The 21,459-nt window shown below is 53.8% G+C and carries 22 protein-coding genes and 1 other annotated feature; of the genes, 20 read left to right on the forward strand and 2 right to left on the reverse strand.

The features are described 5' to 3' along the window. The first annotated feature begins 190 nt into the window (after positions 1–190). From KTE_RS01815 to KTE_RS01865, 11 genes are all read left to right on the forward strand, one after another. The gene (locus tag KTE_RS01815) at positions 191–541 is read left to right on the forward strand and encodes a hypothetical protein (RefSeq protein ID WP_201377880.1); all 351 of its coding nucleotides are present in this window, start codon (positions 191–193) and stop codon (positions 539–541) included. A gap of 26 nt (positions 542–567) precedes the next feature. Beyond that, complete coding sequence (locus tag KTE_RS01820; protein ID WP_201377882.1) at positions 568–846, forward strand: hypothetical protein; 279 nt, start codon at positions 568–570, stop codon at positions 844–846. Between the two features lie 192 nt (positions 847–1,038). Further along, positions 1,039–1,980: an ABC transporter permease gene (locus KTE_RS01825; RefSeq protein WP_201377884.1), complete on the forward strand. Its 942-nt coding sequence runs from the start codon at positions 1,039–1,041 to the stop codon at positions 1,978–1,980. An 18-nt stretch (positions 1,981–1,998) separates the two neighbouring features. After that, the gene (locus tag KTE_RS01830) at positions 1,999–2,577 is read left to right on the forward strand and encodes a hypothetical protein (RefSeq protein ID WP_201377886.1); all 579 of its coding nucleotides are present in this window, start codon (positions 1,999–2,001) and stop codon (positions 2,575–2,577) included. 1 nt (position 2,578) lies between these two features. Continuing rightward, a complete protein-coding gene (locus KTE_RS01835) occupies positions 2,579–2,767 on the forward strand; it encodes a helix-turn-helix domain-containing protein (RefSeq protein WP_007909315.1) in 189 nt (62 codons plus the stop codon). Positions 2,768–2,915: 148 nt separating this feature from the next. Further along, a complete protein-coding gene (locus KTE_RS01840) occupies positions 2,916–3,608 on the forward strand; it encodes a glucosaminidase domain-containing protein (protein WP_236600237.1) in 693 nt (230 codons plus the stop codon). 3 nt (positions 3,609–3,611) lie between these two features. Then, positions 3,612–3,920, forward strand: coding sequence for a hypothetical protein (locus tag KTE_RS01845; RefSeq protein ID WP_201377888.1), 309 nt, complete (start codon positions 3,612–3,614; stop codon positions 3,918–3,920). Beyond that, on the forward strand, positions 3,917–4,153 hold the full coding sequence (locus KTE_RS01850) for a hypothetical protein (protein WP_201377890.1): 237 nt from the start codon (positions 3,917–3,919) through the stop codon (positions 4,151–4,153). Before KTE_RS01845 ends, KTE_RS01850 begins: the two co-directional genes overlap by 4 nt. A 330-nt stretch (positions 4,154–4,483) precedes the next feature. After that, positions 4,484–5,005: a hypothetical protein gene (locus KTE_RS01855; RefSeq protein ID WP_201377892.1), complete on the forward strand. Its 522-nt coding sequence runs from the start codon at positions 4,484–4,486 to the stop codon at positions 5,003–5,005. A gap of 12 nt (positions 5,006–5,017) precedes the next feature. Next, on the forward strand, positions 5,018–5,239 hold the full coding sequence (locus tag KTE_RS01860; protein WP_201377894.1) for a hypothetical protein: 222 nt from the start codon (positions 5,018–5,020) through the stop codon (positions 5,237–5,239). A gap of 88 nt (positions 5,240–5,327) precedes the next feature. Then, entirely contained in the window at positions 5,328–5,519 is a 192-nt protein-coding gene (locus KTE_RS01865; protein ID WP_201377897.1) for a hypothetical protein, read from the forward strand. A gap of 28 nt (positions 5,520–5,547) precedes the next feature. Here KTE_RS01865 and KTE_RS01870 read toward each other — a convergent pair whose 3' ends face one another. Then, a complete protein-coding gene (locus tag KTE_RS01870; RefSeq protein WP_201377898.1) occupies positions 5,548–6,672 on the reverse strand; it encodes a pentapeptide repeat-containing protein in 1,125 nt (374 codons plus the stop codon). A 155-nt stretch (positions 6,673–6,827) separates the two neighbouring features. Here KTE_RS01870 and KTE_RS01875 point away from each other — a divergent pair, with 155 nt between their 5' ends. The 9 genes from KTE_RS01875 to KTE_RS01915 all read left to right on the forward strand — a co-directional run bounded on the left by KTE_RS01875 (position 6,828) and on the right by KTE_RS01915 (position 18,489). Further along, entirely contained in the window at positions 6,828–7,697 is an 870-nt protein-coding gene (locus KTE_RS01875; protein ID WP_201377899.1) for a phosphoadenosine phosphosulfate reductase family protein, read from the forward strand. 788 nt (positions 7,698–8,485) lie between these two features. Continuing rightward, on the forward strand, positions 8,486–8,971 hold the full coding sequence (locus KTE_RS01880) for a hypothetical protein (RefSeq protein ID WP_201377900.1): 486 nt from the start codon (positions 8,486–8,488) through the stop codon (positions 8,969–8,971). Between the two features lie 60 nt (positions 8,972–9,031). Continuing rightward, the gene (locus KTE_RS01885; protein ID WP_201377901.1) at positions 9,032–10,006 is read left to right on the forward strand and encodes a helix-turn-helix transcriptional regulator; all 975 of its coding nucleotides are present in this window, start codon (positions 9,032–9,034) and stop codon (positions 10,004–10,006) included. A 6-nt stretch (positions 10,007–10,012) separates the two neighbouring features. Beyond that, positions 10,013–11,353, forward strand: a complete 1,341-nt coding sequence (dnaB, locus tag KTE_RS01890; protein WP_201377903.1) for a replicative DNA helicase — start codon at positions 10,013–10,015, stop codon at positions 11,351–11,353. Between the two features lie 2 nt (positions 11,354–11,355). Next, entirely contained in the window at positions 11,356–11,652 is a 297-nt protein-coding gene (locus KTE_RS01895) for a helix-turn-helix domain-containing protein (RefSeq protein ID WP_236600238.1), read from the forward strand. Between the two features lie 65 nt (positions 11,653–11,717). Then, positions 11,718–12,863 (forward strand): site-specific integrase, encoded by a 1,146-nt coding sequence (locus KTE_RS01900; RefSeq protein ID WP_201377913.1) that lies wholly within the window; start codon positions 11,718–11,720, stop codon positions 12,861–12,863. 216 nt (positions 12,864–13,079) lie between these two features. Further along, positions 13,080–13,391 (forward strand) — a binding site (T-box leader). 51 nt (positions 13,392–13,442) lie between these two features. Continuing rightward, positions 13,443–14,168 (forward strand): alanyl-tRNA editing protein, encoded by a 726-nt coding sequence (locus KTE_RS01905; protein ID WP_201377914.1) that lies wholly within the window; start codon positions 13,443–13,445, stop codon positions 14,166–14,168. A 73-nt stretch (positions 14,169–14,241) separates the two neighbouring features. Further along, positions 14,242–17,538 carry an isoleucine--tRNA ligase gene (gene ileS / locus KTE_RS01910; RefSeq protein WP_201377917.1) on the forward strand — a complete coding sequence of 1,099 codons (3,297 nt, stop codon included), beginning with the start codon at positions 14,242–14,244 and terminating at the stop codon, positions 17,536–17,538. Positions 17,539–17,994: 456 nt separating this feature from the next. Beyond that, the gene (locus KTE_RS01915; protein WP_201377919.1) at positions 17,995–18,489 is read left to right on the forward strand and encodes a DinB family protein; all 495 of its coding nucleotides are present in this window, start codon (positions 17,995–17,997) and stop codon (positions 18,487–18,489) included. Between the two features lie 143 nt (positions 18,490–18,632). Here the strand turns inward: KTE_RS01915 and KTE_RS01920 are convergent, their stop codons facing one another. After that, positions 18,633–21,203 (reverse strand): PAS domain S-box protein, encoded by a 2,571-nt coding sequence (locus tag KTE_RS01920; protein ID WP_201377921.1) that lies wholly within the window; start codon positions 21,201–21,203, stop codon positions 18,633–18,635. Positions 21,204–21,459 lie beyond the last annotated feature (256 nt).

Raw genomic sequence — 21,459 nt, forward strand, 5'->3', positions numbered from 1 at the left:
CACGGTAGCACGCGGCTGGTAAAGGCCGTTCACAAGCACTGGCCAGGAAGAGGAAAGGAGGGTATCAACGCTTCCCCTGGTGCTTGTGCAAACTTCCCCTCTTAGAGGTTGAGTTCTGGCAGTTCTCATGAGGTGCTAGGACTGAGCCCGATAGGAGGCTCAGCTAGTTTTACAAGGAGGTCTATCGGCAATGAGCAATGGCGACCCAGGAGAAAGCAGCGCCTTTTGCTCTGAGCTCCCATCTTTTGAAGAAGTGAGCCAGGTCTTACAGCAGCTTGGTTTTCGCCTGGTTCGCCAGATGAGGGCAAGGACATGGAAGCACGTTCCTTCACTCCCAGCCCAATACCACTACCGCCATCAGAAAGACGAAAAGTGCGAAGTGATCTTTCTGGCTGGAGAGGATCACGACGACGATGAGCACAATTTACCCGCCCATCAATCCCGCTTCTTTGGCTGGTCAGGACGTGACCCACAGTTGTACCAGCGTGTCCAGTCAGAACTTTCCCAGCACTGGCCGCTCACATGGCAGGCTTCGGCCTAGCACGATTTTTAGGAGGATCATCGCCTATGGCAATCACATCACAACAGTTAACCCAGGTCGAGCAACTTCGGAAGAATATCCTCGATACCGTGAACCAGGGGGTCGAGGATGAGTACCTGTTGGCAACCTACAACGGTCTTCTGAGACACCTCGATAAGCGTCTCCCGGCGATTAAGCACCGTGTCGAGGGTAACTCTTATAAGAACGAAAGCCGTGAGATCGTCCGTCGCCAGCGCCAGGCACGCGGCCAGAAAAATGGCGCTTCGTCTGGCAATGCGCCAGGTTCCGCGCAAAAAACGGCCTAGTTTGCTCTCAGTTTTCCTCGGGGGTTTTCGTCGCAGTGACTTCGCAGTCACCTCGCAGGAGCCCCCGATTTTGAGCTCAAAAAGACACTTTTTTGTAGTACGGAATAGGGACACTACTACACATTTAATTTTTCCCTCTCGCATTTCCTGACAGTTTTCCATCACGTTTTTCAGTGAAAGGATACACGGAATATGGCACGAAAGCTTGCAGGGTTTCGCGATTGGGTCGGCTCACAATGGCGGCGAATGGGCAGTGGGTTTAACCAACGGAATCAGAGCCGGCGCAATCATTCTCTCCCTGATCCTAAAGAGGATCCCGAGACCCCGCGCACGACCTCGGAACGCCTGGAGCAACGTTTTGAGGATATGATGCAAGAAATCGATCAGCTCAGCCAGAACCACTATAGTCTGGAAGAACATGCCGAGTATAGTTGGATCGTGCTGGTGCGCCTGGTCGTTCCTCTCATCTTCTTCCTCTCCTTTGGCTATGAGGATGGCCTCTTCATGACAGGATTTAGGGATTTCTCCTGGGAACGCTTCATCCTGATCATGTATGTGATTGGCTACGCGCTGGAGGGCTTGCGTGTAGCGATGGTGTACTCGATGAACTTCAGCAAGTCCGAAGAGCGCAAGAAAGCCTACAAAGCGCAGCTGATCATTTGGGCCGTGATGAGTCTGGGCTGTGGCGTTGCCCAACTGGCATCAGCCATCGTCATTCAGGCGCTTGGTGGCGATCAATCAGTAGCAGGCGATAGCGCGATTGCCCAGGGCGCGAAGGCGATCATGGCAACCATTCCCTGGTTGGTTTATGCAGCCATCGCCATTCGCGTGGTCCTTTGTGCAGTCGCGGACTGGGCCTGTAGTGGACACCTGCACAAGAAGAAAGAGACCATCGAGCAAAAAGTCGCCAAAATCACGACCAGGGCCACAAATCTCTCAACCGTCATCCAGTCACAGATCAATGCCCAGTCGATGATCGATAACGCCAGGCAATTTCAAGCGATGGTTCAGAACCAGCGCGAGGAGTTGCAGGAACTGCGCGCCCAACAAAAGACGGTGTTCGATGTCGTCTTTCAGGCTGGGATGCGTCAAATCAATCGCGTCGCTGAGGAGATGCCTGAAGATGACGCCTAGGAAATGAGGTGAGCACGCATGCCTAAACGGCGCTACTGCCAGTACACCCTTGAGGATACGCAACGGGCCATTCAGCACCAGCAGCGGCAACTAGGCGTGCGCATTCTTCCTGGCTCCGCCTCTAGTAACGGGCGGCGTATCCGCATCTACTCCGAGAAGCACCGGCGCGAACTGTGGGTTGTCATCCTGGCCCGCTCGTCTGATTGGTATAAGTTTTGTTTGAACACCTATAACAGCGGCATGGAAGCGGCAGTAGTGGGGACTCACGACAGTTGCCTCTCAGTTCCCGTCCTGGCCATGGACAGCCTGGAATGGTACGAGCCCTACAAGACACGCTTCGAGCAATCGCTTCCTCCCACCAAAGACTTTCACCTTCCCGATAAACCTGACAAGTTTGACCGGCTCCGGCGCGGTCACTATGGGCATTGCGTCTTTGTTGGAGCCCTCATTGTTGGCCGCAAGGAGGCTGTAGAGCGATTAATGAAACTTCCCGAGCGCACGCGCTTTGATCTGGAAGCGGAAGTAAAACGCCTGCGGCATCGGCGGCCAGGTCGTCCCCTGAAGCTATGGGATAGCGAAGAAAAAGGAGAAGTTTAACATGAGTAGCGAACTCTTAACTGTTTCTGAAGTGGCTCGTATCCTGCGCGTCGATGATACCACGGTACGCCGTTGGGTCAAGCAGGGCGCACTAGAGGCGGTGGTCTTGCCGCATGTGAACGCCCGCCAGGCGTACAGGATCAAGCGCGAAGCACTTAATAAGGTTCTTTCCAGTAGCGCGGCCTCTTAGCACAGTTCTTACAAAAAAGACAAAAAAGCGCGGCTCTCTGAGACCTGTTTGGCGACATGGCAGAGATAGACCGCGCGTGTGAACCTTGAAGCCCACATGTTCAGAATAGTATAACATGTGGGCTTTCCTTTGGGAAGGAGACCCCATCATGCCTATGCTTCAGTTGAACGGCCCGGCGACGTTTATTGTCGCAGTTGGCTTCGTGCTCGGTTTGATTCTCTTCGTGTGTTGGTATACCGATTCAGGCCCAAGGAGTAAAGGGGTAAGCATTCCCTTTCTGTTCCTGGGCGTGCTAATCATTATCGCGGCCCTCTGGCTCTCGCTCTCGTCCCAGGTGCTTCCGAAACTGCATACATTCAATCCGCTCCCAGGGCAAACAACCCTCTCCAGCTCCGAGATGATCACGGGCAAGCCCACGATCACAGCACAGCAGATTGATAGCATTCTTGCTCAAGCAGGATCACCCGCGAAGGGGCTAGGGTCCCTCTTCTATGACATTGGCGTCAATGCCGGTATCAACCCCGCCTATGCGCTGGCTTTCTTCCATCATGAGTCAAGCTACGGGCTTCGCGGCGTCGCGGCCCTGACGCACTCGATAGGCAACATCATTTGCACCAGGGGCTGGCCGCGATGTATCGGGCGCTTCCGCTCCTACACCACCTGGTCAGATGGCCTTATGGACTGGTACCGACTGATCAAAAATGAGTACCTGCCTCAAGGCTGGAATACGCTGACAACCATCATCGCGCACTATGCACCCACTTCTGATGGGAATAGTGAGCAGGCTTATGTCCAGGCAGTGAGTAGCGATGTACAGCGCTGGTCTCGTGGGCTGGTATAGCTCATGGCTCGCTCATCACGACATTCCTCTTCTCATGGTCCTGGGCGCATCAATGCCCAGGCCACTGTCTTTTATCGCAAGCCCTTTGACCTGATGACTCCTGAAGAGGGTCAACGTTGGCTAGAGGGCTTGCGCGATCAGTTAGTACGCAAACAGCAGCGCGAACGGGCCTATCTCGACCGGAGGGCGGCCCGTGGCACGCATACCCCAACAGATGACGCTTATGAAGCTGATCAGATCCTTGAACGCGAACTGATCAGCCTTCTCGATAGGCTTCTTGAAGAAGCCAGGAAAGGGGAACACGAGCCATGAGCGAACAGTTATGGGATGTGCTTCTCAGCCAGCTGGCGCAAGCCCAGCAGCAAGCGCCACGCCTGTGTGTTGGGTGCTGGTACAAACAGCACGTGCTTCCCTTTCCCCCACAAGCCTCTTCGTGCCTTTGCCCTACCTGTGCAACTGAAACCAGAGAGCGAGGTCTCAGCCATGATGTGGCGACGCAGGCGCATGTATCCCCCTTGCTGGAAAGCCCTTTCTACAGCCTGTAAAGCGCGTGCGCAGTGGCGATGTGAGATATGCGGCGTACAACAAAAGGCTACACGAAGAAGTAAACGCACTGGCAACCCCTATACCGTGTGGCTTCACGCGGCCCACGTCAAACTTCACGATACGCTCAACTCCCAGCCCGCTTTGTTGTGTCTCTGCCCATCCTGCCATGGGTACTATGATTTCTTGCTCCGCTTACGTGAGCAGGGCATTCACCTGGAGCGCATCAAGCACCGTCGGCAAATAAGAAAGCGTATCGCCTCCCTCGTCTCGCAAGCAGCATAAAAGCGTCTCGGCTCCCTCATGGAGCCTTTTGATAGTAGGAGAATGCTATGAAGCAGCAAAAGCTTCCCCCTGGGTATGCAGTCGTCCAACTCGACGGCGAATGGTATCCCATCAAAATAGAAAAAATGCATCCAGAAGAGTTCATCTCCCTTGATCCCATCTTTGATGACGCTCTCGAAGATGCACGTTTCCCACGGCGGCAAGATGCCGTTGAAGCCTGCCTTCGCCATGAAAGCGATAAGATACAGCGCGAACAAACCAGCTGGTTCTGGCTAGCAGTGTACAGCGATGTCTACCCGGATCGCTGCGTACACTACATTGACGAGATTGAGGCACTCACCGGCAGGAAACCATATATCAGGTACGAGCACGGGAGCAGCCCCTACTGCTACAGCGTTGTGGTCAATGTGTACGCAGGTAGATGTCCTCACTGTCGGGCCTGGCAGGATGAGTGCTATATCTATGGCCTTACTATTGATGAGGCATTGGCCCAGGCCGCACAAGAAGCTTATGCGTCGCGCTGTCGCTGTCAGCGCATCGTTGAAGAGCACACCCAGGCGGTTGCCTAGAAGGGGAAACACATGCAGTACATCATACTTGCGATGAACCCCTTCATCATTCTTGCCGTCCTGGTCTGGCTCTTGATTCTTGCCTCCATCTGTTCACGTAGCGGGCGTAGACGACGAGCACGCAAGGCTCAGGCGCGCATGTGGCGAGAGGCCGAAGCGCGTGGAGACATCACCATCCTTGATGACCGCGGTTCTGACCGCCCAACCATCGCCATGAAGAGGCGACGTGATTAGTACAGTATCGTATGCTAGCCAGCCCTTGTAGCGCCTGCTATGAGGGCTTTTCTTATGGAGAAGTAAACAGCAAATGGCAGAAGAATAATTGCAGCTAAGTGATCGTGTGCAGGTGATCGATCAATGGCCCAAAGGTGCAAAAGGAAAAGTCACCCAGTTTGTGCATGATCGTTCGTATGCAGAAAGTTTAGTGAAGGTCGTCTTTGACCGCCCCCATCGTTTAAAAGGCACGAGCTATCCCTCTTCCTGGTACAAACCTAGCAAGCTTCAGCGCATCTAGATCTTTCATTTAGTGATATAACCAGCCCTTATAGTGCCTGCTGTAAGGGCGGTTCTAATGTCTTCTCTTTCTCTTGCTGTCTCTCAGTGTAGTTGAGTGCGTGTTGAATACAAGCTCCTTTAAGGTTGGCTCCTTTAAGATTGGCTCCTTTAAGGTCAGCTTTTTCAAGATTAGCTTCCTCAAGATTAGCTCCTCTAAGGTCAGCTACTTCAAAGCACGTATCGCTAAGATTGGCTTTGCTGAGGTTTGTTCCAACGAGGCTAGCTCCAGTGAATTCAGCTTCGCTAAGATCCAATTTACTAAGGTTTACCCCATCAAGTTTGGCATCACCGAAGTAAGCCTTACAGAGATCAGGTGTATAGAAACGGGCTCCTCTGAGATCGGCATAGCCTAAGTGGGCTTTGCTGAGGCAAGTTCTATAGAATATAGCTTTGCTGAGGTTGGCATAGACAAACGTGGCACCTGAGAAGTCGGTTTCATTAAGGCGGGCTTTGACAAGGGTTGCCCTATCAAGTTTGGCATTACTAAGGTTGGCTCCGCTGAAATTGGCACCATCAAGATTAGTATGGCTAAGGTTAGCTCCGCTTAAGTCTATATTATAGGCGTTCATCCCTTGGAGATCCAAGCCTTGCATATCGGCTTTGCAGAGAGAAACGATGCTTTCCCCTTGTCGAGATGTTACAAGCTTTGCGTCGCGTAAAAAAGAGAGTACGTGATTAATGCGAGGCGTATCAAGCTGTCTCAAGATAGTCAGTGTTCTTACTCGTGCGACGTTGCGCGCTTCCGAATTTGGCTTAGAATGACGTAAATCCTCCCGTAAAAGTAATTCTGACATACGATCCAAGTAGGCTTGAAGAAGATCTTCTCTTTGTTTATCCTTAGAGATTGCCACTTCTGTTTTTTTCTGCACTTGTGAGAACCAGAGGCCAGCACCAGTTAAGGCTAATGGAACGATTAACAGTTGGAGCCAATCCCACAAAGTTTTGAGGGATGGACATTGCTGATTAGTAGGACAGACTGGAACCGAAAACCCTGTCCATGTGACCTGATAACCGAGAAAAAGAAGATATGCTACCAGACCTAGCCCAAGCACAGAAGCACAAAGAGTGATCATGAAAGAACGTCGTTCCCAAAGATGTTGTTTTTGCTGCATTTGTTTTCCCTCTATTTCGAGACAACTTTTTTGCTTATTCTGCTGATGTAAACGCAAGAGAGGAGGTAAAGTACAACAATATCATTTGTAGGAAATGGATGTGTAACCAGCCCTTATAGCGTTTGCTGTGAGGGCTTTTCTTATGAGGTAAAGCTATGAGCCTCCCTAATCTCCACCAGGCAACACGAGTTATTGTCTCCGTGAGTGGTGGAAAGGACAGCATTGCTATGTTGCTTGAGGTGCTAGAAACCGTTCCTCATGAACTGGTGATAGCACACCATCAAATTGTACTGGAGGACTGGCCTGGGACCGTGGAGTATTGTGAAACAATTTGCCGACGGTTAGGTGTTTCCCTCTACTGCACACAGGCAAGCTATAGCGGCTACGAATGCCTGGAGTGTCACCATCGCTACCTTGTCTCGTGTGCGACGCTTTCAATCCCCTGGTGTCGGGCGTGTGGTTCTCGCCGTGCTTCCTACTTGCGTCAAGTTGAAAGCGTGCTTGATCTGGTGGAGTGGCGGCAAGCATGGCCCTCGTTGTCGGTTCGCTTCTGTACATCCTACTTCAAGCGCGATAACTTCAACTCCTGGGCCAGGGCTAAGTCTCAGCTCCTGGGTGAGCATCCTGTGATCTGTCTGGGTGAACGGGCCTTAGAATCGCGTGGACGTGCCAAGCTCCCTGTCTGGCGTGGGCGTTCTGGCTTGAAGCAAGGATGGATGCATGAATGGCGACCCGTGCTTTTCTGGCGACGGATTGAAGTGTTTCAGAAGATGCGTGTCTATCAGGTCGAGCCTCACTACTGCTATGAGCTCCAGGGCATGACGGAGCAGGACATGTATGAGACAGATGTGGAAGGCGGCCCCCGGATGTCGTGCGTGATGTGCTTCCTCAAGAGTCCTGAGCAGCTGCGCACTGGCTACTATACCCAGGAAGGCCGGGCTGTGATGGAACGAGCGTTAGCTATAGAAACCAAGATAAGGCATACGATCCAGCATGGACATGCTCTTGCTGAGATGCTGGTATAAAGACGAGGGGCACGGAGTAAGTATATTGTGCCCCTTTAAATAAAGTAGTTACTCCTTATTGGGCACAAGGTTGGCTGGTTCTGTAGCATACAAGGCTGTATATCCACACATGAGACAGGTTAATGCAACTGTATCAGAGTATCTGCTTTTTCCACTGAAAAGAGGTGTTGATCTCTTGGGTTGTTTAAGCATCACGGAGGTGTCGGGTATCTTAACAGATACTATAGCTTCGACATAGACCCGTTGACCTCCACACTCAGGACATGGCTTGATCCTAGACTTGATCATAGATTATTGCACTCCTTTTTGCGGTTCTATACTACTGAACGTACCAGGCTTGTAAAGGTCAAACAGTAGAGTGAGCAGGATAGCTTCTCAAGCGGCTTTCCTGCTTTTTTATTGGAAAGGAGAAACTATGAGAATACTCTTTGAGCAATTGCAGTACTTCTTGGGCATTGTGCCAACCTGCTTATCGCTTTGCCACAATAAAAGCTTTAGGGCGCGGTCTAGTAACGCGCGCTCTTCTCTATACCGTGGGTGGAGAGAACCACCTGGAGGGCTGTTCTTGTCTCGAAAGGAGACCCATGATTAAAGCAATTCGCATTGTGTGGAGAATATTCAGCACCATTTTTATGGTCCTTCTGGTCTTAGTTCTGGTCTTAGTCGCTCAGCACGATCCTGCCAGGTTTTTCTCAGCGCTTGAAAGCGTGGGTATTGGGATTGGGGCTTCTCTTCTCATACTCGGCTTCATCTTCTGGCAATTCAAACGCAGATAAGGAGGTTCCTTCATGTTCAATTTCTGGCTCAAGTGGCGCTATCGATTGAAGTGGAAACGCGATTTACTGCTCTGGAAGTTGAAAGACTTCAACGAAAGCTACAACCCCTATGCGCGTATCGCAAACCTTACCAGGTACACCCAACGACTCAGTGACTTGCTCGACCATGCTTCGTGTGTGTGCGGGAAGCGCCTGGACCTAGAAAACGCCTATGGTTGTATCGAGTGTGAACGCTGTCATGGTCTTGCTATTGCTGACTGGCCTCATCATTGTGACGCATACCTGGGAGACGGTCACTATTGGTGCAAGTTTTGCGTCGCTGACGTGGCCTGCAAGTACCAGCTGGTCTCACCTGAAGAGCAGGAAGATTTCCAGGCTGATCCTGATATTGCAGTTGAATGGGTTGCTATGCTTCCTGACGAACGATTTTTACACCTGGTACAGGAGGCTGAGCAACGTTTGTCTTCTATCGAAAATGGTGTGGGCGCGGTCGAGTGACACGCGCCCTTTCTTTTCCCCACATTTTGTAACACGTTCACCAGCGAAAGGAAGGTGTGTATGGCTTCAAAGCGTTGTCTTCCCACGCGTTTCTTTGAGGACCCCGATGTGATGAGCCTGAGCAGCAAGGACGCTCAATTGATTTTGATTGGCCTGGTGCTTATGGCAGACGATGAAGGCCGCGAACTTGCTCACGCGTCCCTGATCAGTCGCAAACTGGATTATACCCCTGACCTGGTTGAGCAAGTGCTTTCTGAGTTAGAAGCCAATGAACTCATCATTCTTTACCAGGTCGGCCGACACCGTTACTATAGCTTGACCCGCTGGAAGCATTGGCAAAGTCTGAGCCTGGCAAAAATCACGCCTTCGAAGCATCCTGCACCGCCTTCTGAGAAGGGAGAAAAGACGGTTTCGCTTTCATCTTCAGACGAAAGCGAACATTCCCAGGGAGACGGCGGAATTTCCCAGGGGAATTCCGGGAAATCCGGCGAAAGTCCGTCCCAATATAATTTAAGTCAATATAATCTAAGTCAACGTAAGCTAAGTGAAGAGCAAGACCACAAAGCGCAACCGTTACCGCCTGCAAATGTCATCCCTTTTCCTCCAAGCACCGACGGCGACGCCAATGAAGAGCAAAAAGGAAAAGACCTTGAGGCTCTCACTGCCCAGGTTGCTACGATTCTTCAACTGCCTGCAAATGCCGCGCTGTCTCGCCTGGTGTATGAGTTCGCCCATGAGCCTCACCTCTCACTGACAGGCGAAGCCGACGCCGCACGCGAATGGATTGATGATCGGCAGCGCAACCGCAAGGGCAAACGCATGTCACCCGCCTTTTTCCGTGAGTGGCTCAAACGAGAGTGCGCAAGCATACACAAACGACGATCGTCATTGTCTGAACATGAGGCGACGGGTACCGAGAACAGGACGCCCACGTCTCCCCCAACGAGTAAGAGCTTGGCTGGGAAAAGTTTGATGCACATGGAGCAGCAATACCAACAGTTCCAGGCCCAACGCGGCCCACGAAAGGGAGGATGAGACACGATGGTTGAACGACTTCCCCCCTCCAACCTGGAAGCAGAAGCCGCGCTTCTTGGAAGCCTCATCATCGACCCGGAAGCGATTGGCCTGGTCGCTGACATTCTCTCTCCTGACGATTTTTACCGTCAGGCTCATAGCACGATCTATGAAGCAATTCTGACCCTCTACGAACAGCAAGAACCCGCTGATCTGGTGACCCTCTATGATGAGCTCAGCAGGCGTGGCAAACTGGACGACGTGGTAAACGATGACTATATCACCTCTCTGGTGAACATTGTTCCAACCAGTGGCAACGTGGAATACTACGGCCGCATCATTGCGCGCACTGCTCAGGCCCGGCGGCTCATTCATGCCGCTGGACAAATCGCGGCTACGGCCTATGAAGATGACGAGCAGGCCACAGAGAAAGCGGAACAACTCATATTCTCGCTCTCACAAAAGCACGGCACATCTGACTTTGCATCGGTAAGCTCCATCTTGAGCGACTGTATCACCATGCTAGAAATTGCCAGCAATCGCGAAGGGAAGCTGTTAGGCGTCCCAACGGGCTTCAATGCCCTGGATGTTCCCCTGGGTGGGCTACAACCCTCTGACCTGATCATCCTGGCGGCGCGTCCCGCTGTTGGCAAGACAAGCTTTGCCCTCAACGTGGCTTACAATGCGGCCTATCACCATCAGCAACGCGTGGCGGTTTTCTCGCTGGAAATGAGTAAACAGCAGCTGGGCATGCGCCTTCTGTCCATAGCCTCGGAACTGGACCAGCAACGGCTACGGATGGGCTGGATTCAAGATGAAGAGTGGGAAAAGGTGAGCGAGGCGGCGGCCACCCTTACCACAGGCTCTATCTGGATTGATGATACAGCCGGGATAACGCCCTCTGCCATGCGAAGTAAGGCGCGTCGCCTTCAGGCACAGCAAGGGGTAGACCTGATCATTGTGGACTACCTCCAGCTGATGCATGTCTCCCAGGAGAAGCGCACGCAAAACCGCGAACAGGAGATCGCGGAGATCAGCCGCAACCTCAAGGCCCTGGCAAAAGAATTAAACGTGCCTGTCCTGGCTCTCGCGCAACTCTCCCGAGCGGTTGAAAGTCGGCAGGCAAAAATCCCCCAACTCTCGGATCTGCGAGAGTCGGGAGCTATCGAGAACGACGCCGATGTCGTGCTCTTCATCTATCGCGAAGAGCTCTATAACCCCGACAACGAAGAGGCGCGCAACACGGCCGATATCATCATCGCCAAGCATCGCAATGGCCCTGTCGGAACCGTACGCCTGGCCTTCAATGCCAGTCAAACCCGCTTTTCTCCTTTGGAAGTAACGTCAATGACAGAAAGTGAGGAATGAAAATGACACAACGACAAAAACATCTGACTAATCTCAATGTTGAAAGCTCGCCTTTGAAACCCGCTGGGAGGTTGTCAGTCATGCCGAGAACAAACAGAAAAGCAACACAGGAGCAACCAGCAGTGTCCTATTTGACGGCACCTCAGGTTGCTGCAAAACTGGGGTTCTCGCGGAGTCAAATCTATGCAATGGTAGCAGAACGCTCTATCCCTCACTATAAGATTGGTGGGGCAATCAGGTTTCATCCTGAAGAAATTGATGAATGGCTCATTCAGTCTCGGGTTCCTGTAGCACAGTAACGACCAATAAAAAGTATTCCCGCCTATGGCACACTCGCATAGGCGGGATTTTTTTTGTGGAGGATATGATGGGAAGAAAATCACACTATGGCGAGGGCAGCGTCTTCCAGCGCTCTGATGGTCGCTATGAGGCGACTGCGACTATCAACGGCAAACGCAGAAGCTTTTATGGGAAGACTAAGACAGAGGCTCGCCAGAAACGCGATGAGGCCAAACGACTGGCGGCACGCGATGAATACGTGGAACCCAACCGCCAAAAAACAGGCGACTACTTTGAGCATTGGATTGCCACACATGGGCCAACCATTGAGCGCTCAACAGCCCAGATGTACGCATATTATATTCGCAAACACTTTATTCCTATCCTTGGTCATATCCAACTCCAGAAACTGACGGTAGATCACGTCCAACACATGTTTGATCAGCTCATAAAAGAGGGTTTGCAAAGCACTACACTCCGTCTATTGCACCGTATCATCAAAGCGGCTCTTAACGACGCTGTGCGCTGGGAACGTATTCCCAAAAATCCGGCACGCTATGTAAAGCTGCCCAAAGAGGAAGAAAAGCGCGAGAAGCGTCTGCTGACGGCTAACGAGGCCCAAAGATTGATAGCTACTGCCCAGGATGCTCTCAGTGAAGGGCAGCAGATTGGTGCGATTATACTCTTGCTGATCACAACCGCCATCCGGATTGGAGAAGCGCAAGGGCTGCACTGGTCAGAGGTCCATTTTGAGAAGAAAGAAATACGCATTCAAAGTACGCTCAAGTACGATAGGAAGGGATTGGGATTATACGAGACTCAGCCAAAGTCAGAGAGTAGCGAACGAAAGATACATCTGTCACGCATATCACTGGAAACACTGTCAGCGCACCATGTCAACCAGGTTGAAATGCGATTGCAGGCATCAGAATGGGAAGATAACAATCTGGTCTTTACCACCCCTCAAGGCAAACCCACCTGGTACAACACAATCCGCAAGCAAATGGCGAAATTCTTCAGATCCATTGATCTGCCAGAAGATCTCCGGCCGCACGAGTTACGCCACAACGTAGCGACGGCATTGCTGGAAGCCGGGGTAAGTATGAAGACTGTACAAGAGTTGCTCGGGCACAGCAAGATTACGACGACCATGGATATCTATGGGCATGTTACGCCTCAAATGCGAGAGAATGCTGCAGATGAGATTGATCGTAAGTTCGGGAAAGGATAAAAAATACGGGATTTGAAAGAGAGAGTCAGTTTCTTCCTGGCCCTCTCTTTTCCTATTTTTGGGCAAAAAATCAAGGTTTTTGGGAGACATTGCCGTCAACACTGCCGTCAAACATGGCTTCCATCGCAACGCGGCCGCTCGCAGGCTAGACCGGATAATGTGAAGATGCTATACTATCACTATATCTTGTTCACACACTCGCATGAGGCGAGTTACACGAAGGCTTTGACGGAGCCAGTACGCGACCAGATCCTGTTACAGAGAGCCTGAGCTTGCTGCAAATCAGGCACAGAGTGGGTCGCCGAAGATCACTCCTGAGCTGTCTGCCAACGAGAGCCCTCTCTTCACAGGGGACCCTCCAGGCCAGGCCGGTCCCTTCCCGTTATCGTGAAGGACGTAATCCCGCCCGCCACTCACTTTTGAGCAGCGGCCAGGGAATACGAAGAACCGAGTGAGTCAGCACGTCTCTGTCGTACTGTCGTCTGACTAATAAGGGTGGTACCACGGGAGGCTCCTCTCGTCCCTGGCAGGACGAGGGGATTTTTTATTGGGCTTTTGCAACTGAAGGAGCGCAAACGGGTGAAGACGAAGCTACTGTACCAAACAAATAGCTATACGTACGAGTGCTCGGCTAAGGTCGTCGCTGTGAGTGGCGATGAGGTTGCGCTGGATGCCACCATCTTCTATCCCGGTGGGGGTGGACAGATGGCGGATCGAGGCCTGCTGAGCTGGAACCAGGGCGCCAATCAAGCGCACGTGATCTCCATCAGTAATCGCAATGGAACGGTCTGGCATACGCTCGACTATATTCCACCCAAACCAGAGACCGAGGTCATCGAGTCCATCGATTGGAACTTTCGCTATCGCTCCATGCGCACCCATACCGCCTTTCTGCTGCTCTGCAGTGTGATCTGGAGGGAGTTTGGCATTCAGGTCACCGGCGGGCAGATCTATCCCGACCGTGCGCGCATGGATTTCGCCCTGGAATACCTGGAGAAGGACCGCATCGCCGAGCTGGAGCAGCAGGTGAACACGCTTATCGCGGCTGACTACCCAATTCATACCTACATGCTGCCCAGGGAGAAGGCCCTCTCGCTCTCGGCCCTGGTACGCGCCAGGATGAACCAGCTTCCTCCCCACCTGGACGAGGTCCGCATGGCCGAGGTCGTCGGCTTTGATGTGCAGGTCGATGGCGGTACCCTGGTCAATCACACACGTGAAATCGGTGGCATTCAGATCATACGCAGCGAGAACAAGGGGAGAATCAATAAACGCCTGGAGATTGTGCTCAAGGAAGCGCTCTAGCCCTCTCCAGGTAAAGTGCCAATATCTTTTTATCTGGTCTTATCTTTTGTTGTAAGACGAGGAGGAGGTTGTCGTGTCTGTGTCATCAACCGTTTTTCGCCCGGTCCCCGATGCCGACCGCGTCGATTATCCAGCCCTGGAACGTTCCATCCAGCAGTGGTGGGATGAGCATCAGGTTCGCCAGCAGTATCTTACGCGTAACGCGCAGAGTGAGAAGAAGTATTCATTCCTGGATGGTCCCATTACCGCCAATAATCCCATGGGGGTCCATCATGCCTGGGGTCGTACCTACAAGGATATCTACCAGCGCTTTAAGACCATGCAGGGCTATAAACAGCGCTATCAAAATGGCTTCGACTCCCAAGGACTCTGGGTCGAGGTCGAGGTCGAGAAGTCCCTGGGCCTGCAAACCAAGCGTGATATTGAGGCCTATGGGATCGCCGAGTTTGTCGAGCGCTGTAAAGAGCGCGTCTTTAAATTCGCACAGGTCCAGAGCGAGCAGTCAATTCGCCTGGGCTACTGGATGGACTGGGGCAACGACTACTTTACCCTCTCCGATGAGAATAACTATACCATCTGGCACTTTCTCAAAAAATGCCATGAGCGCAGCCTGATCTACAAAGGGCGCGATGTGATGCCCTGGTGCCCACGCTGCGCGACCGGACTCTCCAATATGGAAATGGAGTCTGAGGGCTATAAAGAGCTGACGCACCTGAGCCTCTATGTGCGCTTCCCCCTCGTCGAGAAGCCCGGTGAATACCTCCTGGCCTGGACCACCACGCCCTGGACCCTGGCAGCCAACGTTGCTGCGGCAGTGCATCCCGACCTGAACTATGTCCGCGTGGAGCAGGATGGGGAATATTACTACCTGGCGGAGCAGTTGCTGCCCGTCCTCAAGGCTCTCAAGGGCCATGATAAGGGCGACTATCGCGTGACAGAGACCCTCAAGGGCCATGACATGGTAGGCTGGACCTATCGCGGCCCCTTCGATGAGCTACCCGCGGCCAAAGGCATTGTTCACCGTGTCGTCCCCGGAAAAGATGTGAACGCCACTGAGGGTACGGGTATTGTGCATACTGCTCCCGGCTGTGGTCGCGAGGACTTCTTGCTGGCCAAAGAGTTCAACCTGGAGGTCATCGCGCCCGTCGATGAGTTTGGCGTCTATGTCGAGGGCTTCGACTGGTTGACAGGCCAGAGCACGGCCAGCGTGGGGCAGCAGGTCGCCGATCACCTGGCACAGAAGGGCCTGCTCTACCGCACCCAGAATTATAAGCACCGCTACCCCACCTGCTGGCGCTGTAAGACGGAACTGATCTTCCGCCTGGTCGATGAGTGGTTTATCTCTATGGACCAGTTGCGCCATGAGATCATGGAGGTGGTCAAGCAGATCACCTGGCTGCCATCCTGGGGCTATGAGCGCGAGATGGACTGGTTGCGCAATATGGATGATTGGATGATCTCCAAGAAGCGCTACTGGGGCCTGGCCCTGCCCATCTTTGATTGCCCCGCCTGCGGCCATTTCGAGGTTATCGGCAGCAAGGAAGAGCTCAAGGCACGCGCCGTCTCCGGCTGGGAAGAGTTTGATGGCCATACACCACACCGCCCCTACGTTGACGCGGTCAAGATCCACTGCGCTCAGTGTGGCGCTGAGGTTTCACGCATCAAGGATGTGGGCAATCCCTGGCTCGATGCTGGTATCGTGCCCTACTCAACCCTGCATTACCTGACGGATCATGCCAGCTGGCAGGAATGGTTTCCGGCCGACTTTGTGACCGAGTCATTCCCCGGCCAGTTCCGCAACTGGTTCTACTCCATGCTGGTCATGAGTACAGTGCTAGAGCAAACCGCACCCTTTAAGACGCTTCTGGGCTACGCCACCGTCTATGGCGAGGATGGCACTCCTATGCATAAGTCCAAGGGGAACCTGGTGGTCTTCGATGAGGCCGCAGACCGGATCGGGGCGGATACCATGCGCTGGCTCTATGGCAATCATGTCTCCGAGCAGAACCTGAACTTCCCCAATATTCCCACGCCAGAGGAGATGGAGAAGTCCCAGCTTACCGGGCAGCCTATACGCCTGAGCGAAAAGTGGATGCTGGTGCGCCGGACCATGGATAAGCTCTGGAATGTCTACGGCTTCTTTATCAAATACGCCAACATCGATAACTTTGATCCGACCAAGCACCAGTTGCCCGTTGCCGAGCGCGATGCGCTGGATCGCTGGATCATCTCCGAGCTTCAGCAGACGATCCAGTCTGTAACCCAGGGTCTGGAGCAATACGATACGACCAAACCTGCCGAGGCCGTGCAATCCTTTCTGGACGACCTCTCCAACTGGTATCTCCGCCGTAGCCGTGACCGTGTGTGGGGGGCTGAACTCGATAAGGATAAACTCGCCACCTACTTGACACTGTATGAGTGCCTGACGATGCTGGCGACCCTGTTGGCGCCATTCATGCCCTTCCTGGCCGAAGAACTCTACCAGAATCTGGTGCGCAACATCAATCCCCAGGCGCCTCTTAGTGTGCACCTCTGTGATTGGCCGGTGCCCCAACCAGAGCTGATCGATGAGCCGCTCGTACGCGATACTCACCTGGTCATGCAAATCGTGAGCCTGGGGCGTGCCGCGCGTGCCAAGGCACAGATCAAGGTACGCCAGCCGCTCCAGACCATCCATGTCCGTGTGCCGAGCGCGCAGGAGGAAGAGGCCATCCAGCGCCTGCGTGAGCAAGTGCTTGAGGAACTCAATATCGAGTACCTGCGTCTCATGCGCCGCGATAGCCGTATGCTGGCCTATACCCTCAAGCCACAATTTAAGGTCCTGGGCGCCAAATATGGACCCGTAGTGCAAAAGATCCTGGCTTACTTTAAGACGCTGACGGAGGACGAGGCCCAGGCCGCCGCCGAACACCTCAATACGCAAGGCAAGCTTGATCTGACCTTTGGTGAGACCCATGTCTCGCTCACGCCTGAAGAGGTCCAGGTGGTCTCCACCGCTCGTCCTGGTTATGTAGCTGCGGAGGAGCATGGCTACGTCGCCGCTATTGATACTACGATCACCCAGGAGCTGCGTGAGAAGGGCTGGATGCGCGACCTCGTCCACTATGTACAGGATATGCGCAAAAAGGCTGGCCTCAACATCGAGGACCATATCGGGCTGGCGCTCTACACCGATAGCGAACTGGCAGATGTCATTCTCGACTTTGGCCAGGCCATCCGCGCCAATACGTTGGCCGATAACCTGCTTATCTCGATCAGTGAGGAGAAGGATAAACCCGCGTTCGCGGAACTCTACCGCGAGTCCATCTCACCCACTTCCGCCAAGAAGCTGGACAAATACACCATCGAGGTTGTGATCGGCAAAATGTAGCGCGCTTTCAGCGTAAGGGGGCGTCTCTGGTGAGACGCCCCCTTACGCTGAAAGCGTAGGAACGAGGTTGCTTCCTGAAACATTGCAGAGCACATCACTAACACACAGTTGAGCTTTTTGAAAGGCTTGACGGGCTCATCGATACACGTGTATAATGCGAATACATTTACATATTTTTCGGAGGTTCTACTTCTATGCCAGTGTGCCGCTAACTTCATCCTGTTTCCTGTTCAGTCAGTGAAACAGATCCCACCATTCTTGCCCCTATCGTTCATGCGCCATCTTATCGTGAATGAGCGCTGAATTTTTCTGTGCCTGGATGACACGTGGTGTGATTCTTGCGCAACACGCTCTCTGGTTTTGCCAGAGAGAGATGTCATATGGGGAAGCAAGCAGCAAGATGGGGGAAAAGCCTGATGTTGTTAGAAGGTAAACCATAGAAGGAGAACTATAATCATGACGACGGGACTTTCTGACTTTTTCAAATACAACCTCTGGGCCAACCTGCGTTTGCTCGACGCATGTGCCCAACTCTCCGATGCCCAACTGGACGCCACTATGATAGGGACATTCGGCAGCGTGCGAGAGACCCTCTTTCATATGCTTGCTTCCGAAGAAGGTTATGCGCATCATGTCACTGGAACAGCCCCTACTCCTCGATTGAAAGAACTCACCTCGTTTCCAGGCTTCGACGAACTGCGGCGACGAGCAGAGCAGTCGGGGGAAAAGCTTATTGCGTTCGCTGAACAGGGAAAGCTAAACAGGCTCCTGTCTCTTGACGAGGGAACCTACGAGGCTCCTATCATGATCGTATTGATTCAGGCTATCAATCACACTGTCGATCATCGCTCGCAGATAGCTACGCTGTTGAGTCAACAGGGGATCGAGGCACCCGACCTCGATGGCTGGTCCTATAACGATGCTATGTATGCAGCGCACGGCAGGAGTTAGCCGTTCCATCAACAAAAGTGAGCAAGCGAGCTGATTCCTTGTGTGTCCGCAAGAATCTGGTCTGTGATGGCGGCAGCCGCGCCGAAACAGCTTCCATCGCCATCATCATCTCAGTTGACGCGCATACCACACGCGTCAACTGCTCAGGCATTCCTCATGAGAGGAAGGGTCACCGTAAAGGTCGAGCCTTTCCCAACGGCGCTGTCCACCGTGATGGTTCCTCCCTGATGTTTGACGATCTCGGCCACAATATAGAGCCCCATGCCCAGGCCCGGAATCGCTTTCCGCTTGGGATCAGTGACTCGATAGAACCGCTCAAAAATTTTGTCGCGCAGCTCTCGCGGGATGCCCAGGCCATGATCGCGGACACGGATCGTGACCGCATCGTCAGAGGCGGAGAGATCCATCTCAACGGTCTGGGCATTGGGAGAATACTTGATGGCATTGCTGAGCAGGTTGCTGAAGACCTGTCCCAGCCGGTCTCGATCCCCGATCAGGCTGGTCTGCACGCTCCCACGGACCAGGATGGCATGGCTGGGATGGAGGTGGTGGATGGTGGCGGTGACCTCCCGCAACAACTCGTCGAGGTCCACCCGCTCCTGGACGTACTCCAGTCTGCCAGCCTGGATCTTGGAGACATCCAGTAACTCTCTGATCAGACGTTCGAGTTGCTTGACGGGCCCCTCCACCCGGGAAAGCGCTGTGGCTGCCTCGTGCTGGGATTGCTTTTCCAGTCGTTTGCGCACCAGTTGGGTCTGCATCTTCAAGGCGGTGAGCGGGTTTCTCAGTTCATGGCTGGCCATACTGATAAAATCATCCTTGCGTTGTTCCAGTTCCTTGCGAGCCGAATTATCCAGCACAAAGGCAACCATCTGGCGCGGCTGCTCCTGGAAGAGGACGCCTCCCACCAACACTGACAGGCGAGTGCCATCTTTACACACCAGTTCGGTTTCAAAGGGCGTGTGCTGCCCGCGTGTGGCTATCTCCTGGATCGCGCGCTCAACGAGAGGCGCCTGGTCTGGGGGAGTAATCTCCCCCCGGCTCAACGTTCTGTTGCGCACCTCCTCTCGGCTATAGCCGGTCATCTGAAGCCAGGCATCATTGGCTTCCACCAACACTTCTCCTTCCACTTCGATAGAAACAATCCCGATAATATTGGAGTCGATGAGGGCGCGGATGCGCTCCTGACTCTGGCGCAGGGCTTCCTCCGTTCGTTTCTGTTCCTCGATGTCAGTGCAGGTGCCAAACCACTTGACGATTTGACCGCCTTCATCGCGCATCGGCATGGCGCGCGTTAAGAACCAGCGATACGCTCCATTCTGGCCATTTCTGAGACGCTCTTCGCGCTCAAACATGGTCCCCGTCTCCAGGACATGCTGCCAGTGGGCTAGGGTGCCTTCCTGATCAGCAGGATGGATGAACTGGAGATGAGCCCAGCAGTCGTTTTGCATGTGTTCAAGCGTGAACCCGGTATAGTCCTGCCAGCGCTGGTTCGTGTACTCGTGCAGGCCGTCGGGTCGTGCCACCCATACCATCTGCGGCACCGTTTCAGCGAGCAAGCGAAAGCTCTCTCGGCTTTCTTTGAGCTGCTGCTCGGCCCGTTTCCGCTCATCGATGTCGGTACAGGTGCCAAACCATTTGAGAATCTGGCCTGCGTCATCACGCACGGGCATGGCGCGGGCTAAGAACCAGAGATACTCCCCGGTCGTGCCCTGGCGCAGGCGCAGTTCCGTTTCATATACCCCGCCGGTCTGGACGGCGCGCTGCCACGCGGAGCGGACGCGTGGCCGGTCCTCCGGATGCAGACACTGCATCCATCCATCCCCCTGGGCCTCTTCGAGGCTCAGGCTGGTATAGTCGTGCCCGCGTTGGTTAAACGAGTCATGATAGCCGTCGGGTCGCATGGTCCAGACCTGCTGGGGGATGGCATCGATGAGGGCATGGAGTTCCGCTTCGGCGCGCTTGCGCTCGGTGATGTCGATGCTAGCGATGACGAGGTACGCGATGTGGTGATCCACATCCCTGTGGGGAATGATCGCGACCTCCAGGTGACGGTCCAGGCCTTCCCTGGGGTGAACCACCGCCTCGAATCGCACGGTTTCTCCCCTGCTGGCTCGCGCGATGGCGGCACGCAGCCGCTCTTGACTGGTCGGAGAACAGGACCACCACTGGGTTTCGGTGAGCGGGTGACCAATGACCTCCTCGCGTCGGACGCGCGCCTCCGCCAAGGGGGCCTCATTGATCTCCAGGACGATCCCCTCGGGGGTCAGCACGCCGATCCTGCTCAACAAGCCATCCAGGTCCTCGATGGAGAAACTCTCGCCCTGGGGAACCGGCGCCTCTCGTCGGGCTGCGGCTCTGCCCTGGTGGACCTGCACCATCAGTCCCTCAAGCGTGGGAGAGAGCTGCACATGCAGCCAGGTCCCCGTCACGGGAGACACATACTCCACTTCGCTTGGTGCTCGGGTCTGTCTGGTCTTCTGGACGGCCTGGTAGAGTGCGGTGCTCACCAACTGGGGAGCACCGCGCCACAAGGGCTTGCCCACTACGTCCTCTCGCGTGGCGCCTAGGATGGCCTGCGCGCTCGCATTGGCATAGACAATCGTGGCGGCCTCATCGACGACAAACAGGGCATCTGGAAGCCTCTCAAGCAGAGGAAGGAGCGTGTCACTCGATGCAGGAGTGACATGCTGGGTCCGTTTGGTATTCGACATCGTGCGGTAGCTCTCCCTTTCACGTACCCCCCATCCCTGAGAACGAAGACGCATTCCTGCTCTAACCTCAAGAAATCTATTCCAATGATGTGCTATATTCGAGAAACAAGCAAACTGAGCCATACTTTTGTCGGAGAAATTGCTCGTTCATCTGGGGGGCCCATGTGATACGTCAGTGATGTCCTTATCTAAACTGTCGGATTAGCCTTGGTACCGGAGAATTCACAAGCCCTGACCTTCTGGCTTGCGCTCCCGG

Source organism: Ktedonobacter sp. SOSP1-85 (genome assembly GCF_016587415.1).
Classification (GTDB): domain Bacteria; phylum Chloroflexota; class Ktedonobacteria; order Ktedonobacterales; family Ktedonobacteraceae; genus Ktedonobacter.